This is a genomic window from Actinomyces sp. HMT 175 (assembly GCF_016694895.1).
In the GTDB taxonomy this organism is placed as follows: domain Bacteria; phylum Actinomycetota; class Actinomycetes; order Actinomycetales; family Actinomycetaceae; genus Actinomyces; species Actinomyces oris.
Map to the genome: position 1 here is coordinate 110951 of NZ_CP068012.1, position 22323 is coordinate 133273.

A 22323-nucleotide genomic window follows, 5' to 3' on the forward strand; every position below is an offset into this window, starting at 1 on the left:
AGGCGGCTCGGACTCTCACCGTTACGTGTCAGACAGCGACGGCTGGCGCTGTCAGCGCATGCACATTCGACCCTCGCCAAGGGTGCGCACCATCATCGCGCGGGCCTGGGGCGAAAGAGTCGTCATGGCCGTGAGCATAGCGGGAGCGCCGCCGCCGGCGCCACCGTGCCGGTGCGTTGTCTCGACCACCGGCACGGTGGCAACCGGTCAGCCGGCGCGGCGCAGGCGCAGGGAGTTGGTGACCACGATGACGCTGGAGGCGGCCATGGCGGCCCCCGCGATCATGGGGTTGAGCAGCCCGGCGGCTGCCAGCGGGATCGCGGCCACGTTGTAGGCGAAGGCCCAGAACAGGTTCTGACGGATGATCCGCAGGGTCGCCCGCGACACCCGCACCGCCGCCACCGCCGCATCCAGGTCCGTGCGCACCAGGGTGATGTCGGCGGCCTCAATGGCCACGTCCGCCCCCGAGCCCATGGCGAAACCCAGCCCCTGCGTGCCGGCCTGAGCCAGGGCGGCGGCGTCGTTGACCCCGTCGCCCACCATGCCGACCACCGCGCCCTGGGCCTGCAGGTCGGCGACGACGTCGCGCTTGTCGGCGGGCAGCACCTCGGCGCGCACGTCGGCGGCGTCGATCCCCACCTGGGCCGCCACGTGCTCAGCGGCCCGGGTGTTGTCCCCGGTCAGCAGCACCGGCCGGATCCCCAGCTCGCGCAGTGCCGCCACCGCCTCCCGCGAGGAGGGCCGCACCGTGTCCCGCACCACGAGAACCGCCATGGCCTTCAGTGGCTGCGTATCGGGGGCCGTCGCGCCGGCGTCGGCGGAGGCGTCAGCGGTGCTGTCCGCGGCGGCCCCGTCGGGCGCCCCGGTCTCAACGCTCGCGGCCTCACCGGCCCCGCCCACGGCCAGGACGACGGCGGTCGCGCCGGAGTCCTGGGCCTTCTCCACGGCGGAGCGCACCGCCTCGGGAACCTCGGCACCCATCTCGCCGGCGAGCCAGCCCGGCCGGCCTACCGCGACCCGGCGCCCCTCCACGGTGGCGGAGACGCCTCGGCCCTCGTGGTTGGAGAAGTCGGCCGGCGTCGGCAGGTCGCTCAATCGCTCGCGGGCGGCCGCCGTGATGGCTGTGGCCACCGGGTGCTCCGAGGCGGACTCGACCGCCCCCGCCAGGCGCAGCGCCTCCTCCCCGAGCGGGGCCAGGCCCGCAGCGGTGTCTGCTCCGGTACCTGCGCCGGCGCCCACCTCCTGGCAGGCCTCGACGTCCAGGCTCATGCGGCCCTGGGTGACCGTGCCGGTCTTGTCCATGACCATCGTGTCCAGGGCCCGCGTCGACTCCAGCACCTCCGGGCCCTTGATGACCACGCCCAGCTGGGCGGCCCGGCCCGAACCGACCAGCAGCGCCGTCGGCGTGGCCAGCCCCAGCGCGCAGGGGCAGGCGATGACGAGCACGGCCACCGCCGCGGTGAAGGCCGCCTGCGGGCTGTGCCCGGTGAGCAGCCACCCCGCCAGGGTCGCGGCCGACAGCACCAGGACGATGGGCACGAACACCCCCGAGATCCGGTCCGCCAGGCGCTGGACGGGGGCCTTGCCCGCCTGCGCGGCCGTCACCATCCGGCCGATCCGCGCCAGTGTCGTCCCCTCGCCCACGGCCGTGGCCCGCACCAGCAGGACGCCGGAGGTGTTGACGGTCGCCCCGGTGACGGTCTGTCCGGCCTCGACCTCGGTGGGTACGGACTCCCCGGTGAGCAGCGAGGCGTCCACGGCCGAGCGGCCCTCGACGACGACGCCGTCGGCGGCCACCTTCTCGCCGGGCCGCACGAGGAACAGGTCCCCGGCCGCCAGGTCCTCAATACTGATGCGCTCCTCGGTGCGGGTGGCCTCCGCGCGCGGCGAGCCGTCCTCGTCCAGGACGTCGACGGCGTCGCGGCTGCCCGACGGCGAGGTGAGGACGACTCGGGTCACCTCCTTGGCACCCAGTTCCAGCAGGGCGCGCAGGGCGTCGCCGGAACGGTACTTGGCGCGCGCCTCCGCGTAGCGGCCCGCCAGGAGGAACGTGGTCACCCAGGCGGCCGACTCGAAGTACATGTGGGCGGCATGCCCCTGGGAGCGGGGCAGCAGCTCCATGCTCATCCGCATGCCGATGTGCCCGGCCCCGCCGAGCACCAGCGCCCACAGGCTCCAGCCGGTCGCGGCGATCACCCCGAGGGACACGAGCGTGTCCATCGTGAAGGCCCCGTGGCGCAGCGCCCGGAAGGCCGCCTTGTGGAAGGGCCAGGCCCCCCAGACCGCCACCGGCAGCGCCATGAGTGCCACCGTCCACTGCCAGCCCGGCAGCTGGAGGGCCGGCACCATGGAGATCGCCATGATCGGCACCGACAGGATGAGGCAGTAGATGAGCCGCAGCCGCAGGTCGGCGGCCCGCTCCATATGCGAGGCGCCCAGGGACTTTGCCCCGCTCCCGGAGGCGGAGCGGGGGGAGGTGTCGGCGGGGCTGGCGGGGGCGCCGGGGCGCGTGGCCGGTGTCGCGGCCATGGACAGCGTCGCGCGGCCGCCTGTGCCCTTGGTGCCGCGTCCACCCCCGGCCGAACCGGGCGCAGACGGTCCCGACGCCTGAGCCGCCGGCGTCGTTGACTCAGGCTCCCCGGCCGGTGACGCCTCCGATTGCGCCGACTCATCTGGTGAGGCGGTGTCCAGCAGGGCGCCGGTATAGCCGGCGCGAGCGACCGTGGCCAGGAGGTCATCGACGCTCACCGCGCTCGGGGCGGTGATGCGGGCCGACTCGGTGGCGAGGTTGACCGAGGCGCTCACGCCGTCGAGCTTGTTCAGCTTCTTCTCCACCCGGGCCACGCAGCTGGCGCAGGTCATGCCCCCGATGGAGAGGTTGACGGTGCGCAGCTGCCCGTCGAGTTCCTGGCTGGTCGTACTCATGGGAGCCTCCTGTGTCCGTTGTCGTCCAGTGCCGTCCGGTGCTGTCTGCTGGCGTCCGCTGCCGCCCGTCGGCACCCGGGGCTCGGGCGTCGACGGGGACTCTCCCGGGCTCAGCGCTCGCGGTCGTCGCGCTCGACGGCGTCGAGGGTGTAGTCCCCGGCCTCGTCGATGGCCTCGGCCAGGGCGGCGTCGTCGAGGCGGATATCGGAGAGCACGGTGACGGTGGACTGCCCGCCCTTGTTGAGCAGGACGGAGACGTCCTTGACGCCGTCGAGCGCCTCGAGCTCCTCGGTGACGTGGGCGACGCAGTGGCCGCAGGTGAGTCCGGAGACCTTGAGTGTGGTGGTGCGGTCGATACCGTCGGCGGTGAACTCAGTCATCTCTCACTCCTTGGGAGGCGTGTGCGGAAAATGGGTGGATCGGAACGGGAACCAGATGGTCCGCCGTGGAGCGGACCCTGGCGCTCAGGACCGCACGAGCCGGGCGATGGCGTCGGAGGCCTCGCGGATCTTGGCGGTGCCCTCCTCGTCACCCGCCTGGGCGGCGTGCAGGACGCAGTGGCTCATGTGGTCCTCCAGCAGGCCGAGGCTGACGGCCTGAAGGGCCTTGGTGGCGGCGGAGATCTGGGTGAGGACGTCGATGCAGTAGACGTCCTCCTCAACCATGCGGGAGATGCCCCGAACCTGCCCCTCGATGCGGCGCAGGCGCTTGAGGTAGTCCTCCTTGGATCCGGTGTAGCCGGCCATCTCTCCTCCGTTGTCTCGGTCGGCACCGACCATACCCCTAGGGGGTAGGGGTGTCAAATACCCCTGAGGGGTATCTGGCTGGCGGTGACCGGCTGGATGGGTGCGGATCCGGCACATGGCGGAGGGTGACGTGGGATGCTCGTGCCATGACCGCCGTTGCCCATGCCGCTCCTGGCCCCGCCGAACCCGACGCGGTGTCCCGGACGCCAGATGACCCCGATCTCCAGCTCGCCCGGGACCCCAGGGCGGGTGCCGGGCGACTCATGGTGCTGGCCGGCAACCGTCCCGACCTGCGCGGCGTCATCGCGGACAATCCGGGCTGCTCACCGGAGCTGCGCGCCTGGGTGAGCCGTATGGGGGGTGCCTCCGCCGGCTCCGGACGCCGCGGTCCTGAGGTCGCGGTGGCTCGGACGGGCGGCTCTGGCGGTGCCGACGACGCCGATGATGCTGTGTCGCTGGCGCCCACGGGCTGGGAGCCCTCCGACATCGGCCTGGGAGATGAACCCTTCGGCTCCGTCCTGGGTGACCCGCTCATGGGCTCACCACTCTTCGACGACGACGGCTCGGGCCACCAACCCACCGACGCCGATCCCACCGAGCCCACCGGTGCGGCCGCTCGCAACGGCAAGGGCGGGCGGCGGGCGCCGTCGAGCCGGCGTACGGCCAGACCGCACACCGCCTCCGCCCATACCGCTCCGGCCCGCACCGCCTCGCGCACAGCCGCGGCCCGGGTCACGCAGGCCCCCGCCCCGCCTCCGCAGCGGCCGGCGGTGACGATGCCTGCGCCCCCGGCCCCGATGCCGCCCGGACGCTTCGCGCCCGCGGCGCCCTACCCGGTGCCGGGGTTCGCCGGGCCGGTCGGGATTGCCGGGCCTGTTGGAGCCGCCCCGGGCCGGGTGGAGGCCGACCCCTGGGCCGTGGGAGGAGCGCCCGCCGTCGGTCTGCCGTCCGCACCTCCGCCGCCCTCCGGTGCACCGGGGATCCCCGGCGCCTCCTTCGGGATGGGGCGCTACAACGCCCCGGCCTCCTCGCGCAGCGCCAGGAGGTCGGCCCCGTCGTCGCCGTCCAGCACGAGCCCGGCCAAGATCATCGGCTGGATCCTCTTCGCCCTGCTGTTCATCGTCATCCGGGCCCTCAACGGCTGAGGCGCAAGGGGGTCAAGGGGGTGGGGGTGCGGCCCCAGGGAGTGGTCGCGCCTCAGGGTGCGGCGGAGCCCGGGGTCGAGCCGCTCGGGGCGCTGGCGGCCGGGATGGTGATGGGGCTGTTGGAGGCGTAGCCGTGCTTGAAGGCCCACACCACGATCTCCAGGCGTGAGACCGTCCCCGTCTTGTGGAACAGGCCGGTGATGTGGGACTTGACCGTCGCCTCGGCGATCGCCAGCAGGGAGGCGATCTTGCGGTTCGAGGCCCCCTCGCACAGGAGGCGGAGCACGTCGCGCTCCCGCTGAGAGAGGTGGACGCTGCCGTCCGCACCGCGCACGGAGGCCAGGGCGTAGTCGATCAGGCGCGTCGTCGGCGTCGGGGCCACGACCTTCGCCCCGGAGTGGACCGTGCGCACCGCCGCGATGATCTCCTCAGCCGGTGCGCTCTTGAGCAGGAAGCCGCTGGCCCCGGCTCCCAGGCCCTGCAGGAGGTCCTCGTCGGTGTCCACCGTGGTCAGCAGAATGACCCGGGTCGACGGCGAGAGGCGGAGCACCTCCCGGGTCATCTCCACGCCGTCCATGTGCTCCATGTGGACATCGGTGATGAGGACGTCGACCTGATGGGACTGCACAAATCGCAGGACGGCGCGAGGTGAGCGCGTCGCGGTGAGGATCGTGAAGTCCTCGACGTCGGAGAAATAGGACTCCAGATGGGCCAGGGCCATCGCGTCGTCGTCGACCAGGGCCAGGCCGACACAATCGGGAGAAATCTGGGAAGACATGAGTCTCCTTGGGCAGATGTGTGCAGTCCGCGATCAGTGGGGGGCGCGGTCTGCTGGGAACAGTGAACAAACTACCTGAAAAAAGATGATCGCCGTGTAAACACCCTCAGACGCGCCCCGACGAAAGGTGGAGGGGGCCATCCAAACGGCGAGGAAAGCAATAGATCAAAGGGCGATGCGAGGCCCCGTCGGATTCCGGCAGGCTCATGTCCAACGGCACTTCCCCAAGTGTGCCTCCTCTGTCGTTCCCAGGAAGGAGGGTCCGTGTATCGCTCTGCGCTCATTGAGGGCGTCGCGCCATCACTGGCTCGTGCTGCGTTACTCGAGTCTCCCTTCGGCCTGGTTTCCCGTTCCACCGAGCTGCCCCAAGCGGCCGGAGAGCCGGTCTTCGCGATCTGGACCGGTCTTCTGGGTGATCCCTCTGAGGCGCTGAGGTCACAGCGCACCTGGAATCACCGTGCCGAGGCGGGCAACTTCGACGGGGCCGGCGGGGCCATCGACGCCGATCGCGCCAGACACATCGCGATTGTGGAGACGATGGAGCGCTACTCCAGCTGCTCATGGACGGAGGAGGAGCTGGTGTGGGACACCCCCGCCGGTCTCGGCGAGGCCGCGATCGGACCGGAGCGCTGGCCGGCGTGCTCGGCCACCGAGCTGGCGGACCCCGACTGCGGGCTCATCGCCTCAGACCCCCGCGTCCCCCTACGATGGGTGCGCGGCTGGTCCCTGACCCGCGGCCGTGAGGTCTTCGTCCCAGCGGTGCTGACGTACCTCAACTTCCCGGTGCGCACCCCCTCCGAGCAGTTCGTCAACCCCATCTCCACCGGCACCGCCGCGCACTCCGACCTGCGCGAGGCGGTCCTGGGCGGCCTGCTCGAGGTCATCGAGCGCGACTCCATCGCCCTGACCTGGCTCCAGCGCCTGCGCCTGCCCGCGGTCGCCGTCGACCCCTCCAGCCTGGGGGAGGAGGTCGCCGAGTACCACCGGGTCGGCACCTCCACCGAGCTGGAGACCCACCTGTTCGACGCCACCACCGACTACGGCGTCCCCACCCTCTACGCCGTCCAGACCTCCCAGGTCGACCCCGAGCTGGCCCAGGTAGTGGCCGCCACCTGCGACATCGACCCGCAGCGGGCGCTGGCCAAGATCTACCGCGAGCTCGCCTCCCTGCGCATCGCCCTGCGCAGCCACGCCCGCGGCCCGCGCGCCCAGGAGATCAAGGGCCAGGACCTCACCGTCGTCGGTGGCGCCCTGGCCGACGCCGAGCTGTCCATGCGCCACGTCTTCGACTTCCTCCTGGAGGGGGAGCGGCCCGTCCACGCCCTCGATGACATCGGCACCCTCACGGCGTCCAGGCCCGCAGCCGGCAGCGACAGCCCCGACGGCGCCAGCGGCAGTGCCGGCCCCGACCCGCTCGAGCAGGTCGTCGCCAACCTGGAGCGGGCCGGCGCCGAGGCCATCGTCGTCGACATCACCACCGACGAGGCCCGCCAGGTCGGCATGCACGTCATCAAGGCCCTCATCCCCGAGGCCATGCCCCTGTCCTTCAGCCACCACGCCCGCTACCTCGCCACGCCCCGCCTTTACCAGGCGCCCCGAGCGATGGGCCTGACCGTCCATGACGAGGCGGGGATCAACCCCGTCCGCCAGCCCTTCGCCTGAGCCCGATGCCCGCATCTCCGTCCGCCTCACTGACCGACACCCAGGAGCCCCGACCCGACATGAGCACGACGCTGCCCGCACCGGCCGCACAGCCGGCACAGTCGCCGGCACCGCAGGCCCCCACGGGGCCGGTGACGGCCTACCTGCCCCAGGGCGGGTTCGCGCGCGCCGTCGCCACGCGCCTGGCCGGGCCCGGCGACGTCGTCATCCCGGTCGACCAGGGGCTGGTCAGCGCCTACATCCCCTACGCCGACCGTGCGGTCCTCATCGCCGACCCCGACCAGACCGGCCTGCGCGAAGACCTCGACACCCTGTCCTTCACCCGGGGGATGCCCTCCCTGGGCCTGGAGCTCTTCCCCACCGAACTGCGCTGCGGGCCACTCGTGGTCCCCGGCCGCAGCGCCTGCTACCGCTGCTACGACCGGCGCCGCCGCCAGCACGGCTACCGCCCCCTGCCCCCCGAGGTCGTCTCCGAGCACGGCCCGCTGGAGCAGGCCTACGCCCACCACCACGTGCTCCTGGGCGCCGGCCTCATCTCCCTGGCCCTGCAGACCCTCGACACCCCCGACCCCCAGGACCCGGCTGCGCAGGGCACCGACGACGTCGCCCCGATCGGTGGCCAGGTGTGGACCATCGACCTCGTCTCCGGCATCACCACCTGCTCGCCGACCGTGGCCGTGGACCGCTGCGAGACCTGCTCGGGCCGCTACGAGGGCCGCCGTGACGGCCTGCCCGCGCTCGCGGCCCTCCTGCCCGAGCGGCGTGGGGAGGTGGCCTGAAATGGCCGGGGATGCCACAGGCTCCGTCATGCGCGCCGGCGACGTCGGCCGCGCCGCCCGCCGCGACCTGCAGTTCCGTATCCCCCGCAAGCCCGTGGTGCGCCTGGGCCTGCGCGCCCGGCCCGAGGAGACCGGCTGGATCATCGACGGGGCCCGCAAGAGCCAGGTCCTGGGTGGGGTCTTCGCCCGCGAGCACATGGGCGCCCTGCTCCAGGCCTGCGACGGCACCCGCACCCTCGACGAGATCGGCGAGGTCACCGGCGTCGGCCCCCAGGCCGCCTTCGAGGCCGTCTCCCTGCTGTGGACCGGCGGCATCGTCGAGGAGGGCGACACCGAGCCCGCCCCCGGAGACCCGCCGCCCGAGCTGGCCCGGCTGCTCTCCCGCCTGGGCGACTCCACCGGCGTCAACGACTCCTGGCAGGACGCCGCCCGCCGCCTGGCCGCCGCCCGGGTCGCCGTCGTGGGGGACGCCGAGCTGGCCGGAGAGATGGTCGCCGCCCTGGAGCCCACCCTGCCCGAGGTGAGGCTCGACAGCGCCCCCCGCCGCGGGGACACCCTCACCGTCCTCGTCGAGACCGCCGACTCCACGGCCCGCTCCCAGGAGGTGGCGCGCCGCTGCCGGCAGGAGGGCATCGCGCTGCTGCGGGTGCGCGCCGAGCAGGAGGCGGTGACGGTCGGCCCCTATGTCGACGAGTCCTTCTCACCCTGCCTGGCCTGCGCCTGCGCCGACGAGCCCGAGATCGGCCCTCGCCCCGAGGCAGCCCGCCACGACATCATCGTCGGCCTGGCCGCCCGGGCCGTAGCCGCCCTCATCGCCCGCGCCACCGTCACCCACCTTCCCGGGGACGCGCGGCGCACCGACCTGGCCACCTTCACCTACTCCGACCGCCCGGTCGTCTCCCGCCCCGGTTGCCCCATCTGCTCGGTGGCCGGGGCCGGCGAGGAGCCGGTGCCGGTGGCGCCCTCGGCCCCCGTGGGGGCCCGCTACGAGCAGTCCGTGGCCATCCCGCCGGCCGCCTTCGTCGACTCCAAGGGCCACCAGCAGCACTACAAGCCCTCCAACCTGCGCCTCCAGCGCGAGTTCCGCGACTGGCCGGTCTGCCCGCGCACGCCCCTGCCGCCGGCCGACCTCGAGCGCCTCGACCAGCCCTGGCCGATCGCGCACCCGCTCACCGACGACGGCGCCGAGCCCGACGTCCTCGCCCGCCCCACCCTGAGCGAGCTCGCCACGATCCTGGCCCTGTCGGTGGGCGTGCGCGAGCCGCTCGGCGCCGAACCCACCGGAGCGGAGCCGGTTGAGACCCCCCAGGCCCCGCTGAGCGCCAAGCTGCGCCGCTGGACGGCCGCCGGCGGCAACATCGGCTCGGTGACCGCCTACGTCCTCGTGCCTGAGCACGAGCAGAGCGGCCAGGAGGTCACGGGGGCGGCGGCCGGGCAGCGGCTCGCCCCCGGCACCTACGTCTACATCGAGCGCGACCACGCCCTGGCCCTCATCGGCCCCGCCCCCGAGGCGGCGGGCAACGTGACAGATGCAGGGACGGATGCAGCGGCGGGGGCCGGGTCGGATCTCCTGCCCGACGGCGTCGGCGCCCGGATCGTCCTGACCGGCAACGTGGACAAGGTGGCCCGCAAGTACTTCTCCTTCGCCCTGCGCATCGCGGTCCAGGACTGCGGCTGCTCCTTCGAGGTCATCCGCCTGGTCGCCGAGGCCCTGGGGGTGCCGCTGCGCGCCCGGGCCCGCTGGGACGAGCAGCGCATCGCCCGGGCGCTGGGCACCGACCCGGCCCGGGAACCGGCCTGCATCGTCGTCGACCTGGGAGGCCGCCGTGCGCACTGACTTCGAGACGCTGCGCGAGCTCATCTCCGGCTTCTCCGCCGGAACGGACACGCGCCCCGCCGAGCCGACCTCCGACGGCCTGGCCGCGCGACGCCCGCGCCCGCCGCTGGACTGCCGGGTGCCGGACGCGCTCGTCCCCGGCCCCCAGGACCCCTACCCTCACAGCCTGCACGAGACCTTCGAGCGCCGCTCGTCGTCGACCACCTACGGCACCGAGCCGCTCGAGGCCGAGGCCCTCCTGGGCATGGTCCGCGACGCCCTGGCCGACGACGCCCGCACCTGGGGGACGGACGCGGCGGCCTGCCCCCTGGAGCCCTTCGTGCTCCTGCTGGGCCCGGGCGGCGCCGAGCCCGGCATCTACCGGGTGCGGCTCGACGGCGTCGACCTCGTCCGCCCCCTGCCGCCGGCCGAGGAGATCGAGGGCATGGCGGTGCAGAAGGAGTTCGCCCGCGCCGGGGCCATCGTCTCGGTGGCCGCCAACCTCGATGAGGCCGACGCCTGGGGCGGGGCCGCCGGCTACCGCTTCACCATGAGCCGCAGCGCCGCCCTCATCTACTCGCTGCACCTGCGCGCCGCCGCTCGGGGACTGGTGGGGACGGTCTTCGCCGGCTTCGCCACCTCGGCGGTGCGCCACCTGCTGGACTCCGACGGCGTCAGCCGCCACCAGATGTTCGCCGTCACCATCGCCAGTCGGCAGACAGAACCGCCCTATCAGGCGGCCGGCTAGTCCCGGCCCGCCCGCCGCGAGCGCCGTCGGCCCACCTGCTGGTCCACCGCCGGCCAGACGGACCCAGAACTGCATACCGCGTCACAGAGTTCCACAGACCACCCCGTTCGCGGGGTTGGGGCCCGGTCCCGGCAGACCGGACCCCCGGGGCCCGAACGGGCCCCGCTCCTGCCCACCAGACATCTGAGAGAAGGAGGTGAACAGCATATGACGAACAGCTCGATTGATCTCACCCTCGCCGACAGTGACTTCGGCGTCGAGGAGCTGCCCGAGGGCAACGCCCTGGGTTGTGCCTTCAGCAGCGCCAGCGCGTCCTGTCCGGCCAGCGCCGCCTCGGCCTCGTGCCCGGCCAGCGCGGCCTCGGCCTCGTGCCCGGCCTGCGCTGCCAGCGCGTCGACGACGTCCTGCTGACGACCCCATGGTGGCGGGTAGGGGACCGCGGTTCCCTACCCGCCACTGGTGGTACCCCGGAGCCCCGTGAACCGACCTGAGGGAGCCAAGAGCCCACGATGAGCACGGTGATGAGTACGGCGAGGACAACGCCGACGATCCCTGGTAGCCGCCCGACGAGCCCGATCCCGCGCCTGCGCCGCGGGGTGAGCCTCATCGTCGGGATGGACAACCAGCCGATGCTGTTCGACTCCGACTCGGGCAAGTACCACCGGCTCGGCGCGGCCGCCGCCTTCATCGTGGGCCAGTTCGACGGGGTGCGCCCCCTGCCGACCATCATCGAGGAGCTGCCCCAGGACATCGACGAGGCGGGCGCCAAGCGCATCACGGGCCTGGTCGACAACCTGCGCGACAAGGGCCTCCTGGCGGGCGGCGACCCCGCTCCCGCCGACCCCGCCGCCCCCGCCGCTTCGGCGGCCCCGGCGCGCACCAGGCGCAGCCGTGGACGCCACACGGCCCAGCCCCGCCGGGCCCGCCACCTCAAGGTCGAGAGGCCCCGCCGCAGCGGGGGCTGGTGGCTGCCCCGCATCATCATTGCCCGCAAGTACCACCGGATCGTCGCTCCTGTTGTCACCCTGCTCCAGCGCCTGCCGGCCCCCGCGCTCAGCTGGGTCTTCCTGGCGCTGGCCGCCTGCGGGTATGCGGCCGGGGCCATGGCGCTCAGCTCCCTGGCCGGGGGCCCCCGCCCGAGGGTCCTGGTCTTCGTCACGGCGGTGGCGATCCAGCTGGTGAGCATCCTGCTGCACGAGTCCTGGCACGCCATCGTCGCCGGCTACCTGGGCACCCCCATCCGCGGACTGGGGGTGGCGCTCATGTTCTGGGCGATCCCCATCGCCTACGTCGACCGCACCGACTCCTACCGGGTGCGCTCCCGGCGCGGTCTGACCATGCTGGCCCTGGCCGGCATCTTCTCCGACGGCGTCGTCTGCGGCCTGGAGGCGGCCGTCGCCTGGGCCTCGACGGGAACGGTGCGCCAGGTGGCCCTGACCCTGTGCGCCTTCCAGCTCACCATGCTCGTCACCAACCTCAACCCCCTCACCCAGTCCGACGGCGTCGCCGCGGTCGAGGCCGCCACCGGCTCGGTCAACCTGCGCGGGCGCTCCATGTTCGTGCTGCGCTGCATCCTGACGCGCCAGCCGCTGCCGCCGGGTCTGGCCGTCATGCGGCCCGCGGTGCGCTGGGGCTACTTCATCTACGGGCTGGCGTGCTCTCTTCTCGGACTGGTGGCCTTCGTGATGAGCATTGTATGGATAGGCTACTGGCTGTACGCCCTCTTGAAAGGTTTCCTCCTATGACGCAGCCGGTTCTCTCTCGTGCCGGTGCCTCCCCCTCCCAACAGCCACAGCCGCAGCCCGTGTCCGCCGTGACCCCCGGGGAGCCCATCCCATCCGCTCCGACCTCCGCCGTACCAGCGCCGGTACCGGCACCGGAGCCGGAGCCCCCGGCCCTGGCCCAGCCCGCCGTGGCCCTGCCGACCCTCGTGCGCCTGGGCGGGCTGCCGGTGCGGGCCGTCCCCGAGACCAGCGCCGCCGTCATCGGCACCCTTGACTACCTGCGTCGGCTCGACGAGGTCCTTGACGGCGCCGCCGACCAGCTGCTCGACCCGCTCTACGAGATCGTCCCCACCCTGGACAAGGCCGAGCGCCGCCCGGTCCTGCGCGCCAAGCGCTGCGTCTTCCAGGGGCGCGCCACCGACCTGTCCGAGGAGGTCCTGGCGGCCCTGCCCGCCGAGCTGCGCGCGCTGTTGGAGCGCTGGGACGCCCTGGTGGCCCGCAAGGAGGAGACCCGAGCCCGCCTGGCCGTCCTGGTCGACGTCGACCTGGACCGCAGCCGCGAGCTGCTGGCGGCCGGCCTCGACGAGCCCGGCTACCAGGAGGCCCTGGCGATTGCCGCCCCGGCCCTGGTCTCCACCCTGGCCACCCGCGGCCGCCGGCTCGAGGACCCCCGCGTCCTGCGCACCCTCTACACCCTGGCCACCCGGGCCGCCCTCAAGACCAGCCCCTTCTCGGGACTGACCACCGTCAACGAGGCGGGCCAGCCCTCCACCGGGCGCAGCCACCGCATGGTGGCCACCCACCTGGCCTACCGCATCCTGAGCGCCACCGCCCAGGACCTGGCTCCCGACGGCGCCCTCTACCTCGAGCCCGCCCCCGTGCGCCGCTCCTACAGCGCGGCTCCCGGCCCGGACGCGGCCGGCGCCTACGGCCAGTACCCGTCCCGGGAGGTCGAGGCGGAGGCGCTGACCGTCGTCGGCGAGCACGAGTACGGCAACGGCATGGTCTTCCGCCAGGAGACCATCCAGCCCGCCCGCTGGCTCCAGGAGACCCACGACGCCCTCACCGGCGGCGGCATGCACGCCGTGCTCAGCGTGCGCGACGCCTGCGAGCGCGTGGGCGGCACCGACCCGCGCCTGCGCCTGGAGCGGCTGCTGGCCTCCGGCGCCATCGTGCCGCACGTGCCCTGGTACCGCGGGGAGAACCCCTTCCCGCTGCTGGCCGCCTCGCTCTCACCGGAGCAGCAGCGCCAGTGGGGCAAGGACCTGGCCTGGCTGGCCCGGCTCGACGACGCCGTCGGCGCCGCTGACGGGCCCGGCCGCGCCGAGCTCCTCAACCGCACGGTGCGCCTGGCCGAGCGCGTCTTCCCCGACGGCGAGCTCGGTGAGCGCCCTAGCGGCTTCCTCTACGAGGACCGAGAGTCGACCCGCAGCTGGGTCGACCCTCTCGAGGACGCCCCCTTCGAGCAGGACGTCAAGACCCTGGGCGAGCTCGCCGACCCCTGGGTGGCCCGCTCCCACATCTACGACCTCATGGTGGCCCGCTTCGTCTCCCTGTTCGGAAACGGCGGGGTGTGCAAGGACCCGCTGGCCTTCTTCATGACCATCGCCCACGCCCCCGACGGCGATCAGGAGATGCTGCGCGCCGCTGGGCTCGACTATGCCGCCGGTCCCGATGAGGAGCGCGCCGCGCTGTCCGGCGGGCTCTCCGGCTCGCCCAGGCACCTGGGCGCCTTCCTCCAGCCGGTGGCCCCCAGCGCCCGGACCTACGCCGCCGGCGGGGGCCTGACCGTCGTCAACGCCTTCACCAACGCCAACGGCTCCCTCCAGGCCCGCTTCCACCGGCTCCTGGGCTCCGGCTTCCGGGAGCGCCTGGCCACGCGGATCCGCAGCTCCTGGGGCACCGAGAGGGTCCTGGAGATCCAGGCCAGCACCGAGTGCAACACCGGTCAGGCCGTCTCCTGCGGGCTCCTGCCGCCGCTGGGGCTGCCCGGTGAGCCGGGGGCGCCGGACGCGGTCCCCCTCAGCTCCCTGCGACTCGTCCACGACCCGGCCACGAGCACCCTGTTCCTGACCGACGACGCCGGGCCCGTTGGGCTGGCCTACCTGGGCCTGACCCCCCAGTACCTCCTGGGCGGCTACCTGTCCTGGCTGGTGCTGCTGAGCGACCCCTGGTCCCGGCTGCCCCCGTTCGCGGACCACTGGACCAGCCGCCGTCGGGACCTCAGCGGGCCCCTGCCCGACGAGGTGATGCACTCCGAGCGGAACGTGGCCGGCCGCCTGGTGACCCGCCGCGAGTCCTGGACCTTCCCGGCCCACCAGATCGCCCCGCTCATGGACCGCGACCTGACCACGACCCTGCTGCACATGGACGACCTGCGCAAGCAGTGGGGCATACCCACGGAGGTGTTCGTCCACCAGCACATGCCCTCCCAGGGCGCCACCTTCGACCAGCACAAGCCCCGCTACGTGGATCTCACCTCACCGGTGTCGCTGCTGGCGCTGCGCGGCTGGATCGACCCCGGCGCCGCCCACATCAGCTTCGTCGAGGCCCTACCGGCCCGCGGCGAGGCCCTGGGGCTCACCCAGGACGGTGAGCCGACGGTGGCCGAGTACCTGGTGGGACTCCAGTGGCCCAAGAACCTGGGAGGCATGGCATGAGCACGCACGACGACGTCCAGTCCAGCCGGCGCGAGCAGCGCAACCAGCCCAGCCGGCTCATCCGCTCCCGCAGGCTGCGCTGGCTCGGGGGGCGCTCGCGGGTCGGTGAGCAGGCGGAGCGCACCGGGCCGGAGAGCCAGGTGGGCCAGATGGATCAGGTGGGCCAGCCCAGTCAGGGCGGTCAGGCCGGCCAGGCCGGAATGGTCGGCCTGGGGGGCGCGACGTCGCAGGCGGGTGGCTCGATCCCGGGGATCCAGCCCCTGGAGATGGCGGCCGCCGACTTCGGCAACCTGCGTGCCCAGCACAGCGCGATGCGTCAGCGGGGTGCGGCGATGGCCGGTCAGCGTGAGGGGGTCGGCTGGCTGTATGCGCGGATCTACTGCGCCGGCGGGGATGACACCGACGCCCTGCTGCCCGAGGTCGCCCAGTGGCTGACCCGGGCCCGCGGCCAGTGGGACATCCGTTCGGCGCACTTCCTGCGCTTCGTGGACCTGCGCGGGCACCACATCCGGCTGCGGCTCAAGGCCGTTGAGGGCGTTCTGGATGAGGCCTACGCGAGCATGCGCGAGCTGGGGGCCATGGCTCAGCGCACCGAGGCGCGCACGGTCGAGCGTCTCGTCTCCGATCCGATGACCGGGGGGATCGGCGCGAGCCGGCCCGGCATCACCTTCGGCGTCTACGGCCCCGAGTACGACAAGTACGGGGGTGTGGCCGGTGTCGAGGAGGCCGAGCGGCACTTCTACGTCTCGAGCCGATGGTGCCTGGACCATCAGGTGTGGCAGATTCCGCGGCCGGTGCCGCGGGCGGCCCTGGCGGCGCGGTTCCTGGCGCTGGCGGCCCGCAGTGCGCCGTTGCCCGAGGCCGAGCTGCTCTCCGCCCACCTGCGGATGTGGGGCTCGCGGCTCCCCGCGCACCTGCGTGACGGCAGTGCCCTGGGGCCGATCGTTCAGCAGTTGCTGGAGGTCATCGAGTTCCAGTTCGATGAGATCCCGTCCTGGAGTCAGGCGGCGGCTGCCGTGGGTGAGCTGGCCGACGACGCCGGGCGCGCCATCGGCGTCATGGGGGCGGGCACCGGCGGGCGCCGGGCCCTGGACCTGCTGCACATCGACGTCAACCGGCTCGGCCTCAACCCGGCCGAGGAGTGCATCGCCGGGCTGTGCGCCCGCCAGCTCCTGACCGGGGGCGCCGTGCCCCCGGCCCAGCCCTCAGCCGCCGTCGGGTAGCCGGGCGCCGCCTGGGCCCTGAACCCCGAAACGCGTCGAAGTGTCCATGAGAAGGCCCCTGATTGTCGATGAAGGGCGCCAGAGTGTGCATGAAGTGTCGATGAGGTGTTCATGAAGGGCCGTGGAGTGTCGATGAAGGCCTGGAAGTGTCCACGGTGCTGACATCAGCGCTGCGCTGACTTCCCAGCCTGGGAGGAAACCCCGGGATTTCAACGATCTGTGCCAGGCGCTTCGAGGGCTGGCGCGCTGATGTCAGCGCTGTGGACACGTGGCTGTGCGGGGAGTGGGTCCGCCAGGTTCTTGGCGGCGCATCCAGGTTCTCTCACCTCGGGGGTAACCCCACCGGTCCCTGCCTGGCCCCTTCAGGTGCTCGCGCAGGGGACTCAGAAGTCATGGTTCGACGATGATCTGAGCCGGGTCCACTTTAGAGCGGCCTACTGCACGAGGGTGGGGGTGTATTGGTCGGGGGTTGTGCGTACTGCACGAATCCCCGGACCCTGTGGAGTACACCCGACCCTCTGCCAGTGGATCCCGACCCTCGTGCAGTTCGGGTGGTGTCAGGTCTGATAGTCGGGCTGAGGCTCTGATCGAGCCTGCCTCTCGCCCCGGCGCACCCTGCACACCGGAGCCAGCTTGCTCATCGACACCCAGGCCAGGCGTCTCGAGGTTCTGCTCGCCGGTGAGCACCACGCTCCGGTCCAGGCCTCCGGGGGCGTCTACTAGCGCCTGATCCAGACCTACGGGGCTGACTGCCCGGGCTTGGGAAAGTACCTGATGCAACAGGCCGTCCCCGACAGGTTGGGGAGATCACGGCCCCGGCCTGCACCGGGCAACCCACTTATCGTGCCCACCACGGCCCACGAGCTTTGCGGGCATTTTTCAGTGAGGTACTGAATCCCCTTCGCGGGCACTCCAGATGAGTCTCGTCGGCCACTTCCTCCGGTCCCCGACTTCCTGATTTACCGGGGCGATCTTGGTTGTCTTTCGGGTCCCAGTTGGACGTGATCTGTGCTATTCTGATAAGTAGCGCCTCGTTGGTGCTTCCCTCTGATGCTGGACTAGAGTTGATGTCGAGCGACTCCCCCTCTCATGTCGGCGTCATGCTCGCAATTGTCGTCATCGTTGCTTGGATAATCGTTGGAAGTTGAGTTTCTGCGGTGATCCTTCGGCGCAGAGATGTCTAGCGCCCTTCTAGCCAGGAGTATTTTCTATGAGTGGATCCGCCGGTCCTGGAAATTCTGTTCGTGTGAGGACAATCGTTGGACTCGTCGTCGGTGTCGCCGCGACAGCTGCGGCCGGTATTCTCATCGCCGTCGATGGTGGACATATATTGGCCGCCCGGATGCTAGGTGCTGTCGGAATGGTTGCTGCGTTGCTTGGCGCCGTCGGCTCAATTCGATCTTCCGGGACGGCGCCTAAGGCAATGTTTGCGATAGCGTCAGTTCTGCTGTTTGTGGCATCGTCGACGGTCTACGGTTTGACCTGGAGTTGAATGAATCATTCTGGATTCAATACGTCTGCACGTTCTCAATTTATAGAGACAGAACATCCACTCACACATGAATTGCCTCTGGTTGGCTTTGTATATCGTGGGGAAGTCGAATCGCGCGGGGTTTGCAGGAGGCGGCGATGATCGGAGGGAGCGCTGCCTTACGGTTCGGGTGTACTCCACGAGCTGGGGATCATCTGTGCTGTCTCCTCACGTCTGAGACACTCGCTCGGGCGGGAACCCGGGGCAGGCTGGCGGTCCTAGAGGTGAGGGTGGGGCCGAAGGGAAGAGGCCTGGTGAGGTCTTGGTGTCCACGGTGCTGACATCAACACCGCGCTGACCTCCCAGCCTGAGAAGAAACCCCTGGATTCCAACGATCTGTGTCAGGCGCTTCGAGGGCTGGCGCGCTGATGTCAGCGCTGTGGACACTGGGTCAGTGTTGGACCTGCCCGCGGGTCCTCAGTCGTCCAGGTGGGAGACGAGCTCGGCGGCCAGGCCCGTGTAGGTGGCGGGCGTCAGGGCGAGCAGCCGCGCCTCGACGTCGTCGGGCATGCCGAGCCCGGAGATGAACTCGCGCATACCCTCGGGCGTGACCTTCTTGCCGCGGGTGAGCTCCTTGAGGCGCTCGTAGGGGTCGGCCATGCCCGTCGCCCCGGCGACGGCGGCCGCCCGCATCGCCTGCTGGACGGGCTCGCCGAGCACCTCCCAGGTCGCCTCCAGGTCCTCCTCCAGGCGGACGCGGTCGACGTCGAGCCCGGCCAGGCCCCGACGGATGTTGTCCACCGCCAGCAGCGAGTGCCCCAGGGCCACGCCCACGTTGCGTTGCGTGGTGGAGTCGGTGAGGTCACGCTGGAGGCGGGAGGTGACGAGCGTGGCGGCCAGCGTGTCCAGCAGCGAGCAGGAGATCTCCAGGTTGGCCTCGCCGTTCTCGAAGCGGATCGGGTTGACCTTGTGCGGCATGGTCGACGAGCCGGTGGAGCCCTGCGCGCTCAGGCGCTGGTGGAAGTAGCCCAGCGAGATGTAGGTCCACACATCCGTGGCCAGGTTGTGGGCGATCCGGTTGAAGCGGGCGACGTCGGAGTAGAGCTCGGCCTGCCAGTCGTGGGACTCGATCTGGGTGGTCAACGGGTTCCAGGTCAGGCCCAGGTGCTCGACGAAGCCGCGCCCCACGGCCTGCCAGTCGGCGCCGGGCACGGAGACGACGTGCGCGCCGAAGGTGCCGGTGGCGCCGTTGATCTTGCCCAGGTACTCGGTGGCCTCGACGCGGCGCACCTGGCGGCGCAGCCGGTGGGCCAGGACCGCCATCTCCTTGCCGAGCGTCGTGGGGGTGGCCGGCTGGCCGTGCGTGCGCGCCAGCATGGCGGCGTCGGCGTGCTCGTGGGCCATGGCGGCCAGGTCCTCGACCAGCCCGCGGGCGGCTGGCAGCCACACCTGCTCGACGGCACCCCGGATCGTCAGGGCGTAGGAGAGGTTGTTGATGTCTTCGCTGGTGCAGAAGATGTGGACGATCTCGCCGACCGTGGGCAGCACGGTGGGGCCGCCGTCGGCGCCGATGACGCCGGGGGCCTGGGCGGCCGCGACCAGGCGCCGCTTGAGGAGGTACTCGACGGCCTTGACGTCGTGGCGGGTCTCGGCCTCGATGGCGCCGAGCTCGGCGATCTCCTCAGCCCCGAAGTCCTCGATGACGCCGCGCAGGTAGCTCTTCTCCGTCTCGCTCAGGCGGGGGGCGCCGGGCAGGACACCGCCGTCGGTGAGGTGGATGAGCCACTCGACCTCGACCTGCAGGCGGGCCCGGTTGAGCGCGGCCTCGGAGAGGTGGTTGACCAGCGGGGCGGCGACGGCGCGGTAGCGGCCGTCCAGGGGGCCCAGGGCGATGGCGGGGGAGACTGCGGAGAGATCGACCATGCCGCTCATTGTGGCAGGTTGGCACCGATCTCTGCGAGTGGGGCCTCCTGGGTCGAGATGAGGGCGGGCTGGGCCTCGGGGCGGCGTCGGCGGTAGGCGGTCACGACGACGAACAGCAGGATGCCGGCCGACGGCAGATTGATGGCGGCGGCGGGCTCATGGCTGTAGAGGCCGTGGCCGAGCAGGGCGGCCGCCAGCCCCAGGCCGATGACGGCCAGCGCGAGGATCGAGGGGCCCGGGATCCGCTGGGACGGCTCGGCGCGCTGAACGTGCTGGGCCTGGAAGAGGATGAGACTGACCGTCAGCAGGCTCAGAGGCGTCAGGAGGGAGGTTTCCCAGCCGAACAGGCCGCCGCCGACCGTCAGGGCCAGGACGGTCGTGGCAAGCGTGAAGACGACTGGAGGGAGGAGTCGCATGGTAGATGACCTTCTAGGGCGGACATGGTGGGGAATGGTATGACCGGGCAAAATCCTGCCGGATCCTTGTGGCATTTTCAACAAGTGGTCCGTCGTCGTTGGCGGGGAGCACTCCCCGGTCGCCACCAGCCTATACGGCCCGCCGGCCCCGGACCCGTGAAGTAGGTTCCGACCAGGGAGAATGTGATGCCTCTGTGATGCCTTGGGTGCTGTGCGGGTCAGTGGATAATGCGGTTATGACGACGGACCGGGTCCAGCACGGAGCGGCAGTCAGAGTTCTGGTGGAGCAGGACCTGGCCAGTGAGCAGATGCTGGCTCTTATGCGCGAGGCCGCGGGACTGCCCGACGCCGAGCTGCGCAGGATCATTGCTGAGGAGCTAGTGCTCATGGAGGTCGTGGGTACGGGCCCGCGGGGCGTGCCCACGTCGGTAGCTGCCTACGTGTCTCGACCCGATGGCGTCGTGTTGGAGTACATTGCCGTGGCTCCGGGGCTACGTGGCGACGGAATCGGGCGGGCGCTCGTTGATGCCCTTGCCAGTGTGTCGGGGCAGGTTGTCGCCGAGACCGACGACGATGCCGTCGGCTTCTACCGGGCGCTCGACTTCGACATCGACCCTGCGCCGTCGGACCCGCGCTGGCCGGGGCGCCGCCGCTACCGATGCGTGCGGCGGTCCTGATTCCGAACGGCGCATGTCGAGGACTGCGTTTCGCGCCGAGGACGTGCTTCTCCTCCAAATGTCGTGTCTCCGCCCCCAGTCATCTGGGGGACAGCGCAGTCCTCGTCGCGAAAGTACGTTCTCGATCGACGTCGCCGAGAGGCCTGGCGACCGGGGCCGGGGGGGGTGACGGGCCCTATCGGGCCGAGGTCGTGTGTGAGGTGGCCTCGCGGGTTTGCCGGTCCCTCAGACTGCGCGCCAGGACGTAGCCCAGTAGGCCCAGCGCGGGCAGGGCGAGGAGCACGTCGACGTCGGACCGGTACAGGCCGCGCGCGAGAACGAGCCCGGAGAGGATGACTCCGACGGCCCCCAGCAGCCGAACGCCCGACGGCGGCAGGCTGCGCTCGCCCGGACCCGAGTTCTGGGCCTGCAGCAGGATGAGGCCGAGCAGAAGCATGCACAGCGATGAGGTCAGGCTGTTGAGCTGCCACCCGAGCAGCATGCTCCCGATCGAGGTGACCAGGACGGTCAGGGCAAGGACAAGAATGGCGGGCTTGATGAGTCGCATGGCGAGCACCTCGGCGAACGGGTTGCGGTCGCGAACATCCCCAGTCTAAGCCGGTGCCCTGGCCGGAGGCCGGCCGGTGGGGAGGGTGAGTCGACGCCGCTTGGCGACCGGCGGACGACCTTAGGGCTCGAGCCTCAGGGCAGGGCCCGGGCCTCAACCCTCGGGGGTGGTGCCCATGGCGCGGCCGCGGATCCAGTAGCCCTGGTGCTGGATGCTGCGCCGGCTCAGACCGGAGGCGATCAGGTGGCGCCGCACCGCCTTAGTAGCGCTGGTCTCCAAGGCGATGAAGACCCAGTCCAGAGCCAGGTCCCCGGTGTCCGCCCACAGGGTGCGGTCGACGGCGGCCAGCAGCTTCTCCTCGGAGACCTCGGGATTGACGCGGATGAGCCGATGGTCGCGCGCAGCCAGGGGCAGGAAGCCGGTCTCGGGCGCCAGCATGACGACGGTGGCCAGGCTGCTCGGCGGGGAGGCGGCGACGGCGTCGGCGAGTGCTGGCGCGGAGGCCTGGTCGCCCACCAGCAGCATCTTGTCGCCGGGGGAGGGAAAGCGGTAGCTGGTGCCGCCCATGACCTGGACGGACACGGTGGCTCCCGGCTTGACCCGCTTCGACCAGCGCGACGCCGGACCGCTGGGCTCATGGTGCAGGACCAGGATGATGGCGGTGGCCTGCTCGCGGTTGATGCGGGTGATGGTGTAGGCGCGCTGGTGCTGGCGGCCGCCCTGCGGGATCCACATGCGCACCCAGGCGGTGGGCGGCAACATGGCGGCACCGGTGCCCAGCAGGCTCGGACAGTGAACAGTCAGCTCCGTGTAGGGCGCCAGCTCGCGCACCCCGGTGACCGTGAGCTTGTGCTCAGGCGCCCGCAGCGCCTTGAGCACTGTGCCTTGGAATCCCCTCCCACCACGTGCCATCTGCGTGTCCGCCTCCCGGTCGTCTGATCTCGTGCTAAGGCGAACCATAACCGGAATGGTTGAAGGCTTGCTTAGGACCTGCTGCTGAGAACACAGGAGAAAATGCCGAAAGAATTCCGGCGATGGGCGGGTGCTGGACGGGGTAGTGCCCGGCGGGCCCGGGCGGCCGCG

General features: G+C 71.6%; 18 protein-coding genes. 10 read left to right on the top strand and 8 right to left on the bottom strand.

Annotated elements, in window-relative coordinates; all coding sequences use genetic code 11:
• Positions 1 to 207: 207 nt before the first annotated feature.
• From JJJ14_RS00465 to JJJ14_RS00475, 3 genes are all read right to left on the bottom strand, one after another.
• A complete protein-coding gene (locus tag JJJ14_RS00465) occupies positions 208 to 2925 on the bottom strand; it encodes a heavy metal translocating P-type ATPase (protein ID WP_201444375.1) in 2718 nt (905 codons plus the stop codon).
• Positions 2926 to 3035: 110 nt separating this feature from the next.
• Entirely contained in the window at positions 3036 to 3305 is a 270-nt protein-coding gene (locus JJJ14_RS00470; RefSeq protein WP_009406768.1) for a heavy-metal-associated domain-containing protein, read from the bottom strand.
• 84 nt (positions 3306 to 3389) lie between these two features.
• Positions 3390 to 3671 carry a metal-sensitive transcriptional regulator gene (locus JJJ14_RS00475; protein ID WP_009406821.1) on the bottom strand — a complete coding sequence of 94 codons (282 nt, stop codon included), beginning with the start codon at positions 3669 to 3671 and terminating at the stop codon, positions 3390 to 3392.
• 146 nt (positions 3672 to 3817) lie between these two features.
• Between JJJ14_RS00475 and JJJ14_RS00480 the strand changes: the two genes are divergently transcribed.
• Positions 3818 to 4816 (top strand): variant leucine-rich repeat-containing protein, encoded by a 999-nt coding sequence (locus JJJ14_RS00480; protein ID WP_201444376.1) that lies wholly within the window; start codon positions 3818 to 3820, stop codon positions 4814 to 4816.
• Positions 4817 to 4868: 52 nt separating this feature from the next.
• Here the strand turns inward: JJJ14_RS00480 and JJJ14_RS00485 are convergent, their stop codons facing one another.
• The gene (locus tag JJJ14_RS00485; RefSeq protein WP_075378752.1) at positions 4869 to 5594 is read right to left on the bottom strand and encodes a response regulator transcription factor; all 726 of its coding nucleotides are present in this window, start codon (positions 5592 to 5594) and stop codon (positions 4869 to 4871) included.
• Positions 5595 to 5858: 264 nt separating this feature from the next.
• On the opposite strand from JJJ14_RS00485, the gene JJJ14_RS00490 reads away from it, so the two are divergent.
• The 8 genes from JJJ14_RS00490 to JJJ14_RS00525 all read left to right on the top strand — a co-directional run bounded on the left by JJJ14_RS00490 (position 5859) and on the right by JJJ14_RS00525 (position 16206).
• Positions 5859 to 7256, top strand: a complete 1398-nt coding sequence (locus JJJ14_RS00490) for a YcaO-like family protein (RefSeq protein WP_201444377.1) — start codon at positions 5859 to 5861, stop codon at positions 7254 to 7256.
• Positions 7257 to 7261: 5 nt separating this feature from the next.
• Positions 7262 to 8035 carry a cyclodehydratase gene (locus tag JJJ14_RS00495; protein WP_236592857.1) on the top strand — a complete coding sequence of 258 codons (774 nt, stop codon included), beginning with the start codon at positions 7262 to 7264 and terminating at the stop codon, positions 8033 to 8035.
• Between the two features lies 1 nt (position 8036).
• Entirely contained in the window at positions 8037 to 9872 is a 1836-nt protein-coding gene (locus JJJ14_RS00500) for a bacteriocin biosynthesis protein (protein ID WP_201444378.1), read from the top strand.
• Complete coding sequence (locus JJJ14_RS00505; protein ID WP_201444379.1) at positions 9862 to 10599, top strand: hypothetical protein; 738 nt, start codon at positions 9862 to 9864, stop codon at positions 10597 to 10599. Before JJJ14_RS00500 ends, JJJ14_RS00505 begins: the two co-directional genes overlap by 11 nt.
• A gap of 207 nt (positions 10600 to 10806) precedes the next feature.
• On the top strand, positions 10807 to 11010 hold the full coding sequence (locus JJJ14_RS12675) for a thiocillin family RiPP (RefSeq protein ID WP_020992058.1): 204 nt from the start codon (positions 10807 to 10809) through the stop codon (positions 11008 to 11010).
• Positions 11011 to 11108: 98 nt separating this feature from the next.
• On the top strand, positions 11109 to 12344 hold the full coding sequence (locus JJJ14_RS00515; RefSeq protein ID WP_201444380.1) for a PqqD family protein: 1236 nt from the start codon (positions 11109 to 11111) through the stop codon (positions 12342 to 12344).
• The gene (locus JJJ14_RS00520) at positions 12341 to 14983 is read left to right on the top strand and encodes a lantibiotic dehydratase (protein WP_236592858.1); all 2643 of its coding nucleotides are present in this window, start codon (positions 12341 to 12343) and stop codon (positions 14981 to 14983) included. The genes JJJ14_RS00515 and JJJ14_RS00520 overlap by 4 nt, the downstream gene beginning before the upstream one ends.
• Positions 14980 to 16206, top strand: a complete 1227-nt coding sequence (locus JJJ14_RS00525) for a thiopeptide-type bacteriocin biosynthesis protein (RefSeq protein WP_201444381.1) — start codon at positions 14980 to 14982, stop codon at positions 16204 to 16206. The genes JJJ14_RS00520 and JJJ14_RS00525 overlap by 4 nt, the downstream gene beginning before the upstream one ends.
• Before the next feature lie 1948 nt (positions 16207 to 18154).
• Here the strand turns inward: JJJ14_RS00525 and purB are convergent.
• Together purB and JJJ14_RS00535 are read right to left on the bottom strand one after the other, a co-directional pair.
• Positions 18155 to 19600 carry an adenylosuccinate lyase gene (gene purB, locus JJJ14_RS00530; RefSeq protein WP_201444382.1) on the bottom strand — a complete coding sequence of 482 codons (1446 nt, stop codon included), beginning with the start codon at positions 19598 to 19600 and terminating at the stop codon, positions 18155 to 18157.
• Between the two features lie 5 nt (positions 19601 to 19605).
• Positions 19606 to 20016, bottom strand: coding sequence for a hypothetical protein (locus tag JJJ14_RS00535; RefSeq protein ID WP_075390142.1), 411 nt, complete (start codon positions 20014 to 20016; stop codon positions 19606 to 19608).
• A 236-nt stretch (positions 20017 to 20252) separates the two neighbouring features.
• On the opposite strand from JJJ14_RS00535, the gene JJJ14_RS00540 reads away from it, so the two are divergent.
• Entirely contained in the window at positions 20253 to 20693 is a 441-nt protein-coding gene (locus tag JJJ14_RS00540; RefSeq protein WP_010612800.1) for a GNAT family N-acetyltransferase, read from the top strand.
• 175 nt (positions 20694 to 20868) lie between these two features.
• Here the strand turns inward: JJJ14_RS00540 and JJJ14_RS00545 are convergent, their stop codons facing one another.
• Positions 20869 to 21240 carry a hypothetical protein gene (locus JJJ14_RS00545; protein WP_201444383.1) on the bottom strand — a complete coding sequence of 124 codons (372 nt, stop codon included), beginning with the start codon at positions 21238 to 21240 and terminating at the stop codon, positions 20869 to 20871.
• Positions 21241 to 21393: 153 nt separating this feature from the next.
• The gene (locus tag JJJ14_RS00550; protein ID WP_201445029.1) at positions 21394 to 22152 is read right to left on the bottom strand and encodes a siderophore-interacting protein; all 759 of its coding nucleotides are present in this window, start codon (positions 22150 to 22152) and stop codon (positions 21394 to 21396) included.
• Between the last annotated feature and the right edge of the window lie 171 nt (positions 22153 to 22323).